The organism is bacterium (assembly GCA_030647555.1).
Taxonomy (GTDB): domain Bacteria; phylum Patescibacteriota; class Andersenbacteria; order UBA10190; family CAIZMI01; genus CAIZMI01.
Genome location: JAUSJG010000012.1, coordinates 1 through 13,913 on the forward strand (window position 1 = coordinate 1; position 13,913 = coordinate 13,913).

Annotated in this window: 17 protein-coding genes and 3 tRNA genes; 16 read left to right on the forward strand and 4 right to left on the reverse strand. The window is 42.2% G+C overall.

Features of this window, described 5'->3' with window-relative positions; translation table 11 throughout:
• Positions 1-112: 112 nt before the first annotated feature.
• Positions 113-202: transfer RNA gene (locus tag Q7S57_03420), tRNA-Ser, on the reverse strand.
• A 219-nt stretch (positions 203-421) separates the two neighbouring features.
• Between Q7S57_03420 and Q7S57_03425 the strand changes: the two genes are divergently transcribed.
• Together Q7S57_03425 and Q7S57_03430 are read left to right on the forward strand one after the other, a co-directional pair.
• Positions 422-1,108, forward strand: a complete 687-nt coding sequence (locus Q7S57_03425; GenBank protein ID MDO8512300.1) for a hypothetical protein — start codon at positions 422-424, stop codon at positions 1,106-1,108.
• A gap of 251 nt (positions 1,109-1,359) precedes the next feature.
• Positions 1,360-1,842 carry a DUF4446 family protein gene (locus Q7S57_03430; protein ID MDO8512301.1) on the forward strand — a complete coding sequence of 161 codons (483 nt, stop codon included), beginning with the start codon at positions 1,360-1,362 and terminating at the stop codon, positions 1,840-1,842.
• Positions 1,843-1,850: 8 nt separating this feature from the next.
• Here Q7S57_03430 and Q7S57_03435 read toward each other — a convergent pair whose 3' ends face one another.
• Both Q7S57_03435 and Q7S57_03440 read right to left on the reverse strand, forming a co-directional pair.
• Positions 1,851-2,231: an HI0074 family nucleotidyltransferase substrate-binding subunit gene (locus Q7S57_03435; GenBank protein ID MDO8512302.1), complete on the reverse strand. Its 381-nt coding sequence runs from the start codon at positions 2,229-2,231 to the stop codon at positions 1,851-1,853.
• A 4-nt stretch (positions 2,232-2,235) separates the two neighbouring features.
• A complete protein-coding gene (locus Q7S57_03440; protein ID MDO8512303.1) occupies positions 2,236-2,544 on the reverse strand; it encodes a nucleotidyltransferase domain-containing protein in 309 nt (102 codons plus the stop codon).
• A 205-nt stretch (positions 2,545-2,749) separates the two neighbouring features.
• Here Q7S57_03440 and infB point away from each other — a divergent pair, with 205 nt between their 5' ends.
• From infB to Q7S57_03500, 12 genes are all read left to right on the forward strand, one after another.
• Positions 2,750-4,756, forward strand: coding sequence for a translation initiation factor IF-2 (gene infB, locus Q7S57_03445; GenBank protein ID MDO8512304.1), 2,007 nt, complete (start codon positions 2,750-2,752; stop codon positions 4,754-4,756).
• 200 nt (positions 4,757-4,956) lie between these two features.
• Entirely contained in the window at positions 4,957-5,289 is a 333-nt protein-coding gene (locus tag Q7S57_03450; GenBank protein MDO8512305.1) for a ribosome-binding factor A, read from the forward strand.
• Positions 5,282-6,277, forward strand: coding sequence for a bifunctional oligoribonuclease/PAP phosphatase NrnA (locus tag Q7S57_03455; GenBank protein ID MDO8512306.1), 996 nt, complete (start codon positions 5,282-5,284; stop codon positions 6,275-6,277). Before Q7S57_03450 ends, Q7S57_03455 begins: the two co-directional genes overlap by 8 nt.
• Positions 6,278-6,508: 231 nt before the next feature.
• Positions 6,509-7,309, forward strand: coding sequence for a diadenylate cyclase CdaA (gene cdaA / locus Q7S57_03460; protein MDO8512307.1), 801 nt, complete (start codon positions 6,509-6,511; stop codon positions 7,307-7,309).
• A 17-nt stretch (positions 7,310-7,326) separates the two neighbouring features.
• Entirely contained in the window at positions 7,327-8,118 is a 792-nt protein-coding gene (locus Q7S57_03465; protein MDO8512308.1) for a TIGR00282 family metallophosphoesterase, read from the forward strand.
• Between the two features lie 21 nt (positions 8,119-8,139).
• Positions 8,140-8,514: an HU family DNA-binding protein gene (locus Q7S57_03470; protein MDO8512309.1), complete on the forward strand. Its 375-nt coding sequence runs from the start codon at positions 8,140-8,142 to the stop codon at positions 8,512-8,514.
• A 141-nt stretch (positions 8,515-8,655) separates the two neighbouring features.
• Positions 8,656-8,726, forward strand: a tRNA-Pro gene (locus tag Q7S57_03475).
• A 345-nt stretch (positions 8,727-9,071) separates the two neighbouring features.
• On the forward strand, positions 9,072-10,118 hold the full coding sequence (locus Q7S57_03480) for a Fic family protein (protein MDO8512310.1): 1,047 nt from the start codon (positions 9,072-9,074) through the stop codon (positions 10,116-10,118).
• Entirely contained in the window at positions 10,118-11,455 is a 1,338-nt protein-coding gene (locus tag Q7S57_03485) for a hypothetical protein (GenBank protein ID MDO8512311.1), read from the forward strand. Before Q7S57_03480 ends, Q7S57_03485 begins: the two co-directional genes overlap by 1 nt.
• 13 nt (positions 11,456-11,468) lie before the next feature.
• Positions 11,469-12,062, forward strand: coding sequence for an HD domain-containing protein (locus Q7S57_03490; protein MDO8512312.1), 594 nt, complete (start codon positions 11,469-11,471; stop codon positions 12,060-12,062).
• Between the two features lie 21 nt (positions 12,063-12,083).
• On the forward strand, positions 12,084-12,416 hold the full coding sequence (locus tag Q7S57_03495) for a hypothetical protein (GenBank protein ID MDO8512313.1): 333 nt from the start codon (positions 12,084-12,086) through the stop codon (positions 12,414-12,416).
• A gap of 94 nt (positions 12,417-12,510) precedes the next feature.
• The gene (locus Q7S57_03500; protein MDO8512314.1) at positions 12,511-12,687 is read left to right on the forward strand and encodes a hypothetical protein; all 177 of its coding nucleotides are present in this window, start codon (positions 12,511-12,513) and stop codon (positions 12,685-12,687) included.
• Positions 12,688-12,827: 140 nt separating this feature from the next.
• Here Q7S57_03500 and Q7S57_03505 read toward each other — a convergent pair.
• Positions 12,828-12,898 (reverse strand) — tRNA-Gly (locus Q7S57_03505).
• A gap of 93 nt (positions 12,899-12,991) precedes the next feature.
• Here Q7S57_03505 and Q7S57_03510 point away from each other — a divergent pair.
• Together Q7S57_03510 and Q7S57_03515 are read left to right on the forward strand one after the other, a co-directional pair.
• Positions 12,992-13,192, forward strand: a complete 201-nt coding sequence (locus Q7S57_03510; GenBank protein ID MDO8512315.1) for a hypothetical protein — start codon at positions 12,992-12,994, stop codon at positions 13,190-13,192.
• Positions 13,174-13,824 carry a nucleotidyl transferase AbiEii/AbiGii toxin family protein gene (locus Q7S57_03515; GenBank protein MDO8512316.1) on the forward strand — a complete coding sequence of 217 codons (651 nt, stop codon included), beginning with the start codon at positions 13,174-13,176 and terminating at the stop codon, positions 13,822-13,824. Before Q7S57_03510 ends, Q7S57_03515 begins: the two co-directional genes overlap by 19 nt.
• Positions 13,825-13,913: the final 89 nt, after the last annotated feature.

Below are 13,913 nucleotides of genomic sequence, written 5' to 3' on the forward strand. Positions count from 1 at the left end.
CGACCGCACTTTGGTTTTGGATTTCAAAAATGCCTTTAAAATTGCGGAAAAATACCATGCCGAGGCGCTTTGCGCCGAGGCTGTTTCTTACGATTTCACAAAAAGTGAAAATTGGCGGAGAGGGTGAGATTCGAACTCACGATCCCTTGCGGGATACCGCATTTCAAGTGCGGCGGAATAAACCGGGCTATCCGACCTCTCCAAAATCTCAATTTTCTGTTCGCGTCCACGCGTAGAGGGGCAATTCCAACTTTCGCGTTCGCCAGCTGGCGGAGCTACGGCCGGCAGGCATGAATGAATTCCCCCTACAAACTAACGCAAAAATGGCCTTCTGTCTACTCAATTTTCATCTTATTTCGTGCTCATTTTGAGGTATTTCTACAAATTGCTCTTTGAAGAGCAATTTGTTATGGTGCTGGTAATGGATACAATGCAAACTCAAACGACTGGCGACCAAAAGGCGCAAATTTACCTTCGGGCGGAACCTACGGAGGACGCAAAAGACCTGATTATGAAACATAAGGTCTATTTAGACAAGAAGTTCGAAAAACTGGGTGTGAAGCACAAATTGGTGTCGCGCGGTGATTTTCACAAGACGGAATTGTTTTTGGACTCGGCTTTCAATTGGAACCGAGCGTTAAAGCTGGCTGGAATCGAAGCGACGGTCACTTATAATGACCTGTTGGGTTTGATTGAGATGAAACAGGAGGAACGTGAAGTTACAACTGATGAACCAGTGGCTTACGAGATTTTTATGTCCGCGCAAGGTTATTACGTTACCGTTTTGCGAACGAAGGAAACCGCATTTCAATTGAAGTTGCAGGAGTTTGTAAAAAATGGAGTGACGGCTTGGGAAAAGAAGGGAATTTTGCCTGCTGGTTCTGCAGATAAATTAATCAACCATCCGAAATTTTTATTGGCTCGTGATCTGTATGCGCACAAACCGCATATTTCATTGGTGCGCGGGTTTGTAAAAAATGAAAACATCCGCAAAGTAACGGTGAAAGTGATTAACGAAACATCATTGGTCGAAAATTTGCCATTTGAATTTGAAAGAATCGATTTGCGAACGGTGAGGTCGCAACGTGTAATAAATAAGTTCGTGTAAAAAATATTCTAGATACTCAAACAGTCAAGGTTGTAAAATTGTGAGGTTTTCAATTTGAAATTTAAAATTTGTAATTTGAAATCAATTTTTAATATCTAAATTTGAAATACAAACGCGTTTTTCAAATTAATTTATTACGATATTTCAAATTGATTAAAAATTTCAAATTAAAAATTATTTGGCTGGTTGATTATTGGTAGTTCGATTTAGCACTAGTGGTCATAACATTCAGAACATACTAATCTAACCCCATGGACTCCCAATCAATTCTCTCAATGTCAGCTCTCGTTGTCGGTGTCGTCGCGATGGTTTTTTTTGTCTTTGTTTTTCTGCAACACCGTAAAACGGAAAAACGGCTTCACGCTTTTATGTCCGGAAAAGACGGCAAAGACTTGGAGAATGTCTTAATCGAACACGGAGAATCGTTGACTAAAATCAGCGCGAACCTTGATGAACTGTTAAAAGCCTCGGAGTATCTGCATCACGCTATACAAAACTCATTACGTAAAGTCGCTTTTGAACGCTATAATCCATATCCGGGCGTAGGTGGAAACCAAAGCTTTACACTTGTGCTTTTAGACGCATTCAACTCCGGTGTAGTTGTAACCTCCTTACATAATCGCGAGGCGACCCGTGTTTACGCTAAGGCAATTAAAACTGGCAATGCCTTGCAAAATCTTTCGGAAGAAGAGGCACGCGTTTTGAAGAATGCGACGATGATGAAAGGCGCGTAAGTGGCACCTTATTTATTTTCTTCTTGTAGTTTTTTCAGTAATTCTTGAAACAATTTCAGATATTCCGGCAGTTTTGTGAATAGCTCATCCGCAAGGGACTCTTTGTAGATATGCGCCACATCGTTGCGGTCGTCGCAAATTTTCAACCACTTGTCCTCGTATTTTATTAGTCCCTGGTTATATGCTTCTCGATAGCAAGCTTTTGGTGACGCGCAGCGGACCTTTAATTTATCCTCGCAATACCATTTTACCGTTTTCCACGACAACTCTGTGGCAATTACGAAACGCAATATCGCTGAATCACGGACCATGGAATTTTTTGGTTCCGCAAGCGCCTCTTCAAGGCGTGTTACCGCCGTCGCTAATTGTTTCAAAATTTCTTCAGGCATAAGCCTATTCTATCGGTTCAATCGTCTGTTTGGCAATGCGATAAAAATCTTCGGAAACCGTTTTGAAGTCAACAAAGTCAATTTTGTATAAAATGGGCAAGTTTTCGATATCTTCTTCGATTTTGCTTCTGGTTAGAGAGGGGATTGGTTCTTTTCCTTCGATCCCAATATCAATATCAGAATGTTCGTCTCCACGTCCGGAAACGCGCGAGCCGAAGAAAAAGAGCTGGTATTGCGTTAAATCCAGTCTTTTGCCCACAATTCGCTTGATTTCGCCTTTCAAATGCTCGACTTGCTCGTGTTCTAGACGCATATACAGGAATGCTACTGGAATTGGGACGTCAAGGCTAGTACTGAAAAACGCCATGATAAACAGGCAATTTGGTCATTTAGAAATTGTTTTTTTTGGGATTTGGGGCTTGGTCATTGGGATTTAAATGGTATCAGTATTAGAGGGTGGCTTAAATGAAGGTTTTTAGCTTGCTTTTATAGTGGTTTTAGCATAACCTGCATATGTTATGGGCATTAAGATCCAAGATTTACAGCAGGAATTGAATTTAAGCGACTCGGAATTGAGTCGTTATATGGGTTTGGCGGGCGTGCGTATTGATGAGGGCGTAAAACGTTTACAGGACAAAGATGCTTACCGGATTAAGGGATTAGTGCGCGACAGCAGGCGTCGCGAAGTAAAAAAGAAAGAACTTGTCCGTTTGCCGTCGATTGTCTCGGTACGTGATTTTGCGTTGAAAATTGAGCTGCCGGTCACCGAAATTATCAAGCAACTTTTGAAAAACGGGGTAGCTGCGACAGTGAATGAAGATTTGGACTATGAGACCGCTGCCATCATCGCGCAAGATTTGGGCTATCAAACCGAAGAAAACGTGACGGAATTGGAACAAGATGTTTTGACGCCGGAAAAACTGGCGGAAATTTTGACAAAGGAAGATGTGGAACATCAAGTTTCTCGTCCACCGGTGGTAACGATCATGGGTCACGTTGATCACGGAAAAACTACCTTATTGGATACGATTCGAGAAGCAAATGTGGCAGCCGGTGAGGCGGGAGGAATTACACAAAAGATTAGCAGTTATCAGGCCAAGAAAAAAGGGAAGCTCATTACGTTTATTGATACGCCTGGTCACGAAGCGTTTGAATTTATGCGCAAGCGTGGGGCCTCATTGGCGGATGTGGCGATTTTGGTTGTCGCGGCGGATGATGGTATTAAAGAACAAACCAAAGAAGCCATTCGTCATGCCAAAGCCGTCGATGTGCCGATTATTGTGGCGATTACAAAAATGGATAAACCGGGCGCGGACGCGGAAAAAGTAAAGCGCCAATTGTCGGAACTGGAATTAGTGCCGGAAGAGTATGGAGGAAAGACACCGGTTGTGCCGGTTTCTGCCGTAAAGGGAACTGGATTAGACGACTTGTTAGACACAATTCTATTGGTAGCGGAAATTAATGAACCGAAGGCTATTGTAAATCGTGCCGCGCTTGCCACCGTTATCGAGTCACGGCGTGATTCATCGGTTGGTGTGCTGACGACGGTTTTGATTCATGCAGGGACGTTGCATATGGGCGATAACATTGTGGTTGGTAAAACGGCCGGTAAAGTGCGCCGTATCATTAGTTATGACGGGCGTTCGTTAAAAGAAGCCTTACCTTCAATGCCGGTCACAATTGTTGGTATTCAAGATTTGCCGGATGCGGGTGATATTTTGCAGGCCGTGGAAGAACAAGCCGAGGCGCGGGAAAAGGCGGCACGGGTGCGTACCGTAAAACAGATTACACGTCAATCCGTTTCAACTCCTATTGTCAAAAAGCCGGTTGAGTCAAGATATTCTGGAAATCGTAATGAACAGCCAAAGGAAGAACCGAAAGATTTGGTGAAAAAACTCAATATCGTTTTGAAAGCAGACACGCAAGGTTCGTTGGAAGCCATTAAGCAGACGGTACAGGCGATGGGGAATGACGAAGTAAAGACACAAATTTTGTCAGCCAATGTCGGTAATATTACTGAAAACGACATTATGACGGCCGAACCGGCTAAGGCAATTATTTTTGGGTTTAACGTGAATACCGCTACCGCGGCCGTTAGAATGGCCGATAATGGCAAAGTCACGATTAAGTCGTTTAAGATTATTTATGAACTGGCCGAAGAGGTGCGACAACGTTTGGAAGATTTGTTGCCACCAATTATTGTGCGTGAAGATCTTGGAAAGGTTGCTGTTGTAAAGGTGTTTTTCTCGGTCAGGGGCCGTCAAATTGTCGGTGGGCGCGTAGTGAACGGTATCGCCAAAAAGAAAGAATTGGTGCAAATTATGCGTGGCGACTTGCTTATCGCGACCGGGAAAATTACGGAACTCCAGCAAAATAAAAATGAGGCCGAAACAGTGAAGGCCGGTCAAGAATGTGGTATTACATTTGAGGGAAATGGTAAGGCCAAGGAAGGCGATTCTCTAATGGTTTATCATGAGGAAGTGCAGAAGCGGAAGCTGGGTAGTGGACGGAATAAGGCGGATTGAAACGAATTATCAATTTTCAATGACCAATTATCAATTAATGATGAATTCTTAAATTATCAAACAACGACGTCGTAATTGATAATTGAGTCATTGATAATTAAATGGGAATTGATAATTGAAAATTTGATTGTCACTTGATTAGAATAATTTGGAGACTTAGATTAACCTAAGATTAGAATTAGCAATAACAAATCTGCCATATGCATCGCGAAGAACAACTTGAACACTACCTGCAAAAAACCGTGGCGGAATTTTTCTTGAAGAACATTGAATTTCCTTTAGAGACGTTAGTTACGGTAACAAAAGTGGAGTTATCAAAAGACCGACGGCATGGTCTCATTTGGGTTTCCGTTTTGCCGGATGCTATGGGGCCTGATTGCGCGAAAATTATTCGTCACAATTTATATTTTGTTCAGGGGGAAGTGAATCGTAAGGTGCAAACCCGTCCGATTCCGCGGTTGAGCGTGAAAATGGACGCAGGGCCGGCCTATTCTGAACATATTGAGGAACTTTTAAAGAAAATCGATGAATAACGAGATGGTTATGTTGCCCAAATTTCTTGCTTCATACAGTAAAGAAGTCGAGGGGATTAAGGATTTGGTGGCAAAGGCGCAAAATATTTTAATTACCACGCATGCCCGACCGGACAGTGACGCAGTTGGTTCAATTTTGGCATTGGCACTGGCCTTAACAAAAATTGGCAAAACGGTGACGACCAATACACCCGATCAGCCGGCAGACTTCTTAAAATTTCTGGTTGGTTTTGATAAAATTCAAATCGGGAAATTAGACGTTACAAAATTTGATCTGATCATTGCCGTTGATCATTCCGAATTGAAACGTACTGGTTTGGCGGATGAAATTAAGGCGAGCAACAAACCAATGATCGCGATTGATCATCATATTACTTCAGACAGATACGGAACCGTTGCTTTGGTTATTTCTGACGCGGCGGCAACATGTGAAATTATTGCAGAAATTATTCCGGCACTAGGAATCAGTTTGGATGCGGAAATTGCCACAGCGCTACTTTCGGGAATAGTCGGCGATACCGGTTCATTCCAGCACGCTAATGTCAGTGCGCATGTGATGCAGACTTCCTCAAAATTAATGGAACAAGGCGCCAATTTGCGGGCGATTATGCGTTCGATGTACGGAGGTCGCTCTCTTTCAGCTTTACGGATCACTGGACGCGCCCTGGAACGAGTTCAAGCCAATCCAAAGACTGGCGCAGTGATTTCTGTTATCACGCACCAGGACTTGGAAGAATGTGGTGCAACGATGGATGATTTGGCCGGTGTTGTAAATTTATTGAACTCAATTCCCGAAACAAGCTTTTCCTTTCTCCTTACCGAATATGAAAAGGGTAAGCTAAAAGGCAGTTTAAGAAGTGAGCCCGAAAAAGAAGTGGACGTTTCACAAATCGCCAAAATGTTCGGCGGTGGTGGACACAAATTAGCCTCCGGTTTTGAAGTGGTGGGAACATTGGTAAAAGACGAAACCGGCTGGCGGATCGTTTGATGAGGGTGGTGTAGATTAGGTAAACGATTCCTCCCTTTATTCAAAGGTTGCACACGCATCGGCGGTGTTACCCTGATGGGTTAAAGGCGAGGAGGGATTTAGATTTGTATATTGTATTTGGTATATAGTATATGGATGTGAGGAGTTCACGTGTATCACAAAATTTGTGTGGATATAATGTACAAACAACGTCGTGGTAAACTCCCGAAAATTGCGGTAATCTAGTTAATAATGCTCGAAAAAATCCTTAGTTTTTTGCAGGGGGGAATTTTACAACCGTTGTCGTTTACGACATACGGCATGGGGGCACGCGTTTCGGCGATTATTGATATATTGTTGGTGACAATTTTATTAACAGTCTTGTTTCGGTTTATGCGTCGCACACGCGCGACAAATATCTTAATCGGTTTTGTTTTTGTGGGCTTAGGAATAATCGTGGCACGACTTTTGAATCTCACGACGATGAATCTGGTTCTCACGGTTTTCTTTGTCTTATTGCTATTTGCCATTCCGTTTTTGTTTCAACCGGAATTGCGGCGTGGCCTTGAGCGCTTGGGTCGCAAGGGGCCATTTTGGCGCACGAATTCTAAAACCTTGGATGATGAAACTATTCGTGTGTTGGCCGAGGCAGTCGAGGAATTACAGGGTCGCAAGCATGGCGCGTTGATTGTCTTGGAAAAACAAACCGGTCTTTCGGAATTTATCGATAACGGTGTAACGGTTGACGCAAAAATTGGGACGGAGCTTTTAACAACTATCTTTTTTCCTGGCTCGGCTTTACATGATGGGGCGGTGATTATCCGCGCCGGTTTTATTACTGCGGCGGCGTGTACTTTACCGCTCTCAGAAAATGAAATAGCAAAACGTATGGGGACGCGTCACCGCGCGGGACTAGGGATCAGTGAAAACAGTGACGCGGTAGCAATTGTCGTATCAGAAGAAAGAGGAACAATTTCGGTGGCGGTAGACGGTAAAATGTATAAAGTCGCGTCGGCGCACGATTTGAATAATTTGTTGCGTAAATTAGGTTAATTTTTCAAATAAAATCCATGTATATTCTCGTTTTCGGAGACGTTGTCGGTAAAGGTGGCAGAGAAGCCACCAAACAATTTATTACAAAATTCCGGAAAGAAAATCCGGTGGATTTTATTATTATCAACGGGGAAAATTTGGCACACGGTAAAGGCATAACTGGCGAAACATTTCGTGAGATGACTGACGCGGGCGTAAAGGTGTTTACTAGTGGTAATCATGTCTGGGACATTAAACAAGCATTTGAATTATTGCAAAAGGAAAGTAACTTGTTGCGACCGGCCAACTTTATGCCGACCTTGCCGGGTAAAGGAAGTGTGGTTGCGGAAATCGGTATGGTTTCTATCGCGGTGTTAAATATAAATGGGCGCGTTTTTTTCAACGAAGATTACGATGATCCATTCCGCGCGGTGGATCAGTGGTTAGCGACCTTGCCACGTGTAAAACCGTTAATTACACTTGTGGATTTCCATGGTGAAGCAACGTCTGAAAAAAGAGCGATGGGTTTTTATCTCGATGGAAAAGTGAGTGCGATGTGGGGAACGCACACACACGTACCAACGGCTGATGAGCAAATATTAATGGGCGGGACCGCCTATATTTCAGACGTTGGGATGACCGGCGCTTTGAATTCTACATTAGGTGTTCGAAATGGTGCTGTGTTAGAGCGTTTTAAAAACCAAATAAAAGTTCCATTGGATGTTGTGGAAGAAAAACCATGGGAAGTAAATGCGGTGTACTTAGATATAGATGAATCTTCAGGTAAAGCACGGAGTATAAAAAGAGTGCGGGAAATAATAACTGATTGAATGACGATTTATGATTAATGAATGATGAGAGTACCACGTTACGCGTTTCATAAATCATCTATCATAATTCACGGTTGTTGCAGGGCGGAAAGGTTTGAGTATAATGAAATCAAACATATGAATCGCGACCAATTAGTAGAGAAAATTTCAAGAGGATTAGATTATCCGCGCACGGACGTGGAAAGGATCATTTTGAGCGCGCTCGATACGATCACGGAACAGCTCAAGGCGGGAGAGACAGTTAATTTGGCCGGTTTTGGACAGTTCTACACCAACATCCGCACAGCCCGCGCCGGCGTCAATCCACGCAATCCGCAAGAGCGGATTCAGGTGCCAGCCGTGAAGGTGCCGAAGTTCCGCCCAGGGAAGCACCTGAAGGATAACGTTCGAGCATAGCCGGGTTTGACAGTGTCGGTTTTGGATGTTTTAATTCATTCCGGTCTAGAGATGAATGATGATTTATGATTGACGAATAATGAACTCGGACGGTACGTTTCATCATTCATATATCATTATTCATAAATCAAGTGGTCATTTCGGGGCGTAGTATACCGGTAGTACGTCTGCTTTGGGAGCAGATAGACTGAGTTCGATTCTCAGCGCCCCGACTTAAGACATATAAAAAATAGGCCCATGGGCCTATTTTTTATATGTCCTCAAGCGAGGTAAAGCTAGAGAATCGAAGGGTTACAAAAAACATAAACTGCTTTATGTTTTTTGTAACCCAGACTTTTTCATACTCAAATTGGCCTCGAGCGAAGCGAGGCGGATTTGAGTATGAAAAAGGATTCCCAGCGCGGTCGTTAACTGCTTCATGTTTAAAAACACTGTGGCTTTGGGGGAGCGAAATTGCATCGAGGGGCAGATGCCCCGAGCGCAATTTCGCGGAGGAGAAGGATTCTCAGCGCCCCCCATCCCTTTACAATCGTCTAAAAATCGTCTATAATACGTCTATGGATAAGTCAATTTTTCAACCGCGCTATACTATCACTTCGCGGTTATTGGCGAATATTAAACGGATTGCACAATTGGTGGCAGAACTGAACCATAAGAATTTTTCTGAAGTCGTTCTTTTGGATTTTGAACGCAGAGCCAGAGAGGTGTCCGCGCATTCTTCAACAAGCATTGAGGGAAATCCGCTGCCCTTGACGGAGGTAAAAAAAATCATGAAAAACACGCCAGAACACATCAGAGACAGCGAGCGGGAGGTACTTAATTATAACCAAGCGCTGACACAACTTAACACATTAATTAAGAAAGGCGTCGGCGATTTTAATTTGGGGGTTATTGTGGATATTCAAAAAACAGTTACTGCCGGTTTAATTAACGAATTTCGATCGGGGAAAATTAGACAGGAGCCGGTATTTGTTAATAATCCGCAAACTCGTCAGCCGATATATTTTTCGCCGGATTATAAGGATGTACCCAAGCTCATCGAGAGCCTGTTACAATTTGTAAATTTAAATAAAAACAAATTGGACGCATTGATTGTTGCGGGAATTTTTCATAAGCAATTTGTTGTTATTCATCCTTTTGTTGACGGTAATGGTCGAACTGCACGATTGGCAACGAAAGTTTTGTTGGCCGGAATGGGGCTAAATACTTTTAATCTTTTCAGTTTTGAAAATTATTACAATCAAAACGTGACAAAGTATTTTCAAAATGTCGGCTTGGTTGGTAATTATTATGAGCTCAAAGATGCCGTCGATTTTACGGCATGGTTGGAGTATTTTAGCGACGGCATTATTGATGAACTTTTACGTGTTGGTAATGATCTTGCAAAATCAAACAATACGCCGGCGACGCAATTACAATCTTATCATTATGATGTGATAGATTTTGCGAAGACGAATGGATTTATTAAAGACAGCGATTATGCCCAAATAACAAAGCGGGCGAAACCGACACGGAACCTTGATTTTAGGAAACTAATCGAGCTGGGTATTATTGAAAAACAAGGAAAAGGAAGAGCAACGTATTACGTATTAAAAAATAAATAATGTCCGAGGAAGTACAAGATCAAGTTCCGAAACAAAATATTGTGGCACAGCCGGAACATATTTCGAGCCATAATTCTGAGCAAGAAAAAACACCAAATGAATCACGCAAAGAACGCATCGTGATTCTTGATCAAGAGTTAAGTCAATACGAAGGTCCCAAAAATGATCGTGAACTAGAAATAGCCACAGAAGAAACCCGTCAGCAGTTTGCCCACGCCAACGAAACCTTTGATCTAACAAATGAAACAAAACAACAATTGGGTGACAAAATGAATGGTGAAATTGCGCGAGCCAGAGAGAGGATGGTTAAATATCAAGAGATTCTACAGGAAGATCGGGTAATAAAGGCGCAAGAATTAATAAGCGCGATTGGTGGGGAGGTTAATTTGGGAATAGAGCCGTATAAACAATTTAATCCTAATAAACAGGAGCGTTTTCTTATACAGAAAGGGCAATTTCAGGAGACAGATGTTGTGTTTAAGGTCGGCGAGAAAGTTGATATAAAAACAATTCAAAATGAATCAAGAAATCTTCGCATCATTGAGCAGGCCCCTGTCGAGACCGGGAATAAACTCGATGTTAATTTTGTAAGGCAGATTGGTGATGTTTTCGAAGATGATAAGATGTGCGGATTGGCAACCGAGCATATTCAGGACGATTCCGAATTAAAACCTAATCTTTCCGCTGAACAAAAAACCGTGGTTATTGGAAAAACAATCGATAATCTTCATCGTCTTGTTGTAACAGATGAAGCACTCAAAAGTGGTTTGTCGTTCCACGATGGAGAAAAGATTGTTAATGATGCGCAATATTTTCTTGAGACTTTGTCTCGCGAGGGTATAATCGACGCGGAAAATGGTAAATTACTTCAAGACGAATTTCGTAGCGCATTTTCTTCTCTTATGGCGGAAAGACCGGTTTTTGCACACGGAGACGCGCACGGTGACAATATTATTGTCAAAAGGTCGGGTGATGACGAGTTGAGTATTTTTTTGTTGGATTTCGAGGGACTGCGAATTTCAAATCAATACCACGATTGGTCGGAAATTTTAAATAAATCGGTTTTCTTAAAACATCTTCAAGTAAACCGTCCGGAATTATTTGAACCAATCAAAGGAAATGTGGAAAATATGTGGTTAGATGACTCTGTAGTATTTGATGAACAACAGATTATAGACAAAGTTACAGAAGGCGACCCTGATAAAGCAAGAAATTTTCGGTTGACACGGACTTATGATATGTTGACGCGAATTATGAATGATAGGAATTCGGAGAACCCACTCGCGCAAGAGAGGACAAGGTTATATTTGGAATATATACAAAAAGAAGTAAAATAATTAACACTATTTCATGCAAAATCGTGACCAATTTGAAAGAGCCGTAAAAGCGAAACTGGAGCCTAATATCTTCAATCACTCCTTGGCAGTGGAGGCCTGTATGGGCGCAATTTATGACTATTGTAAGGAAAATAATCTTTTGGGCGCCGGTGATGAAATACGCGAAGAATGGCAACTGGCTGGCTTGATTCATGATATTGATTACGCAGGGGAAACCAAGAGTGAACACCCCAATAAAACTCGGGAAGTGTTGGCAAAATATGGTATTGAGATTTCGGATACGGTGGACACGATTGTGAAGGCGCACGCGCCCAGTTTGACTGGTGTACAGCCAAAAACAAAGGCGCAGTGGGCAGTATTTTGCGTCGATAGCCTAACTGGTTTGATTACCGCTGTTGCGTATGTGTATCCGTCAAAAAAACTCGCAGACGTAAAGACATCATCAGTATTAAAAAGATTTTTGAAAGAACCAAAATTTGCCGCCGGAACAAGGCGTGATGAAGTTGCGCAGTGCGTAAATCCTAATGGTCTAAATATTTCGATTGAAAAGTTTGTTGAGATTAATTTGGTAGCAATGCAGAAGATCGCTGGAGAGATTGGTCTATAGGAGTGATATGATTTTATAGTTATGAACATAATGCTTAAGGTTCCTGCATTTGTTTGGCTGTTGGTTTTGACTTTGTTTTGTGCTTTTGGTGAATATCTTTCTAAAAAGTGGGGAATGAACCCCGGTTGGACGTTTGCATTTCTTGTTTCAGGTGTTTACGCGATTGGGGCGATGTTCTGGTTGCCGGCTTTGTTACATAAAAATCAGTTGGCCGTGATGGGGACGATTTGGGCACTTATGATCGCCATTTTAACTGTTGCAATCGGTTTACTAGTTTTTCATGAGTCGTTATCAATAGTTCAAACAATAGGGATTTTGCTGGCACTCGTTTCATTGGGGTTACTCTGGATGTGAAGCTGGAGACGGGAGACGAGAAACTGGAAACTAGAGACAAAAAACTGGATCTCGATACGATGACTGAAACGTTAAAATTTGTTATTATATGGGTATGGATAACAACGCACTATTAAAAGCAATTGGGATTGGGATTGGGGTTTTCGTGGTAATGATGTTAATTTTTTGGGGTATCGCAAAATATTCCGGAATGGAAATTTTAAATTTCCCGACAAGAACTCCGGCAGTTCAAGTAACAGCACAACCAACAACTCCGCCATTTTTGCAGTAAATAAAACAGCTCACAGGACGTGAGGTTGTTTTTTGTACATTTGGATTGTTTTGCTTCGCTTCGCAAAACCATTCAATGAGAGCGGGCCGCCCAGCCTGAAGGCTGGAGCGAGCCTCGCTCAAAAATACTTGGTATTTTTGAGCGGGTAGCGGGAGTCGGACCCGCGTCTTCAGGTTGGAAACCTGACATAATGCCGTTATACTACACCCGCATTTCTTGCTTCAGATTGCCAAAAAAAAGCGGTTAGGTCAACCTGCGAGAACCTGTCCTAGCGGTATTTCAGTGCCCAGTATATTATGAGGTTATGACATGGGATTACGATAAAAATGAATACGAAAAACAAGCCACAGCTGATCCTGTTTGGCACTTGGAACGGTTGATAAATTATGGTTTGAATGGTGAAAAAATTAATCGGGAACTGCTTAAAAAACATTTGCCCGAATTAAAAATTCCGCAAAATCGCCGCGATTTTTTGGAGTTATTGCTATGGAACAAGAAATTTTAACAAATCTTCAAAAAAAAGTTATTAATATGGTCGTCGACGAACCAAATTTGGGTAGTTTTTACTTGTCCGGTGGGACTGCCTTAGCGGCTTGTTACTTACGGCATCGCTATTCCGATGATCTGGATTTCTTTTCTTTTGATGATCCGGACAGTATATTTTTGCACTCATTCGCAGAAAAAATTAAAGCCACTATTGTGGCGGATGAAATTCGGTACGAAAAAAAGTATGACAGATATTTGTTTTATTTTTTGATCGGTAAGGACGAATTGAAAATTGAATTTACGAAGTACCCGTTTACGCGCCTTGAGGAAAATAAACTTTGGAATGGTATTAAGGTTGATAGCAAGCGGGATGTTGCCGCCAATAAATTAATGGCCCTGCTTGACCGTTTCGACCCGAAGGATTTTGTGGATCTATATTACTTGTTGCAAGATTATTCGTTGGATCAAATTAAACAGGACGCGCAAACAAAATTTGGCGTCAAGATTGATGATTTGTTTTTGGGCGGGGAACTGGCGAAAGTGAAAAGAATTGAAGCGTTGCCCAAAATGATTAAGCCATTGGCAATTGAGGACTTAAAAAACTTCTTTACCGAGAAAGCGAAGGATTTGAATACGGGAGTTTTGGAATAAAAAAACCGCGCAGTGTGAACCGGGCGGGTGAAAAGAACTAAACTCGGACATTACTGTTTATCGCAACTTCGTCGTTGGAACGAATATTG

Excerpts from the sequence above, each read along its gene's own strand:
- Q7S57_03425 (MDO8512300.1), top strand. The coding sequence starts at position 422 with ATGGATACAATGCAAACTCAAACGACTGGCGACCAAAAGGCGCAAATT.
- Q7S57_03430 (MDO8512301.1), top strand. The coding sequence starts at position 1,360 with ATGGACTCCCAATCAATTCTCTCAATGTCAGCTCTCGTTGTCGGTGTC.
- Q7S57_03435 (MDO8512302.1), bottom strand. The coding sequence starts at position 2,231 with ATGCCTGAAGAAATTTTGAAACAATTAGCGACGGCGGTAACACGCCTT.
- Q7S57_03440 (MDO8512303.1), bottom strand. The coding sequence starts at position 2,544 with ATGCGTCTAGAACACGAGCAAGTCGAGCATTTGAAAGGCGAAATCAAG.
- infB (MDO8512304.1), top strand. The coding sequence starts at position 2,750 with ATGGGCATTAAGATCCAAGATTTACAGCAGGAATTGAATTTAAGCGAC.
- Q7S57_03450 (MDO8512305.1), top strand. The coding sequence starts at position 4,957 with ATGCATCGCGAAGAACAACTTGAACACTACCTGCAAAAAACCGTGGCG.
- Q7S57_03455 (MDO8512306.1), top strand. The coding sequence starts at position 5,282 with ATGAATAACGAGATGGTTATGTTGCCCAAATTTCTTGCTTCATACAGT.
- cdaA (MDO8512307.1), top strand. The coding sequence starts at position 6,509 with ATGCTCGAAAAAATCCTTAGTTTTTTGCAGGGGGGAATTTTACAACCG.
- Q7S57_03465 (MDO8512308.1), top strand. The coding sequence starts at position 7,327 with ATGTATATTCTCGTTTTCGGAGACGTTGTCGGTAAAGGTGGCAGAGAA.
- Q7S57_03470 (MDO8512309.1), top strand. The coding sequence starts at position 8,140 with ATGATGAGAGTACCACGTTACGCGTTTCATAAATCATCTATCATAATT.
- Q7S57_03480 (MDO8512310.1), top strand. The coding sequence starts at position 9,072 with ATGGATAAGTCAATTTTTCAACCGCGCTATACTATCACTTCGCGGTTA.
- Q7S57_03485 (MDO8512311.1), top strand. The coding sequence starts at position 10,118 with ATGTCCGAGGAAGTACAAGATCAAGTTCCGAAACAAAATATTGTGGCA.
- Q7S57_03490 (MDO8512312.1), top strand. The coding sequence starts at position 11,469 with ATGCAAAATCGTGACCAATTTGAAAGAGCCGTAAAAGCGAAACTGGAG.
- Q7S57_03495 (MDO8512313.1), top strand. The coding sequence starts at position 12,084 with ATGAACATAATGCTTAAGGTTCCTGCATTTGTTTGGCTGTTGGTTTTG.
- Q7S57_03500 (MDO8512314.1), top strand. The coding sequence starts at position 12,511 with ATGGATAACAACGCACTATTAAAAGCAATTGGGATTGGGATTGGGGTT.
- Q7S57_03510 (MDO8512315.1), top strand. The coding sequence starts at position 12,992 with ATGACATGGGATTACGATAAAAATGAATACGAAAAACAAGCCACAGCT.
- Q7S57_03515 (MDO8512316.1), top strand. The coding sequence starts at position 13,174 with ATGGAACAAGAAATTTTAACAAATCTTCAAAAAAAAGTTATTAATATG.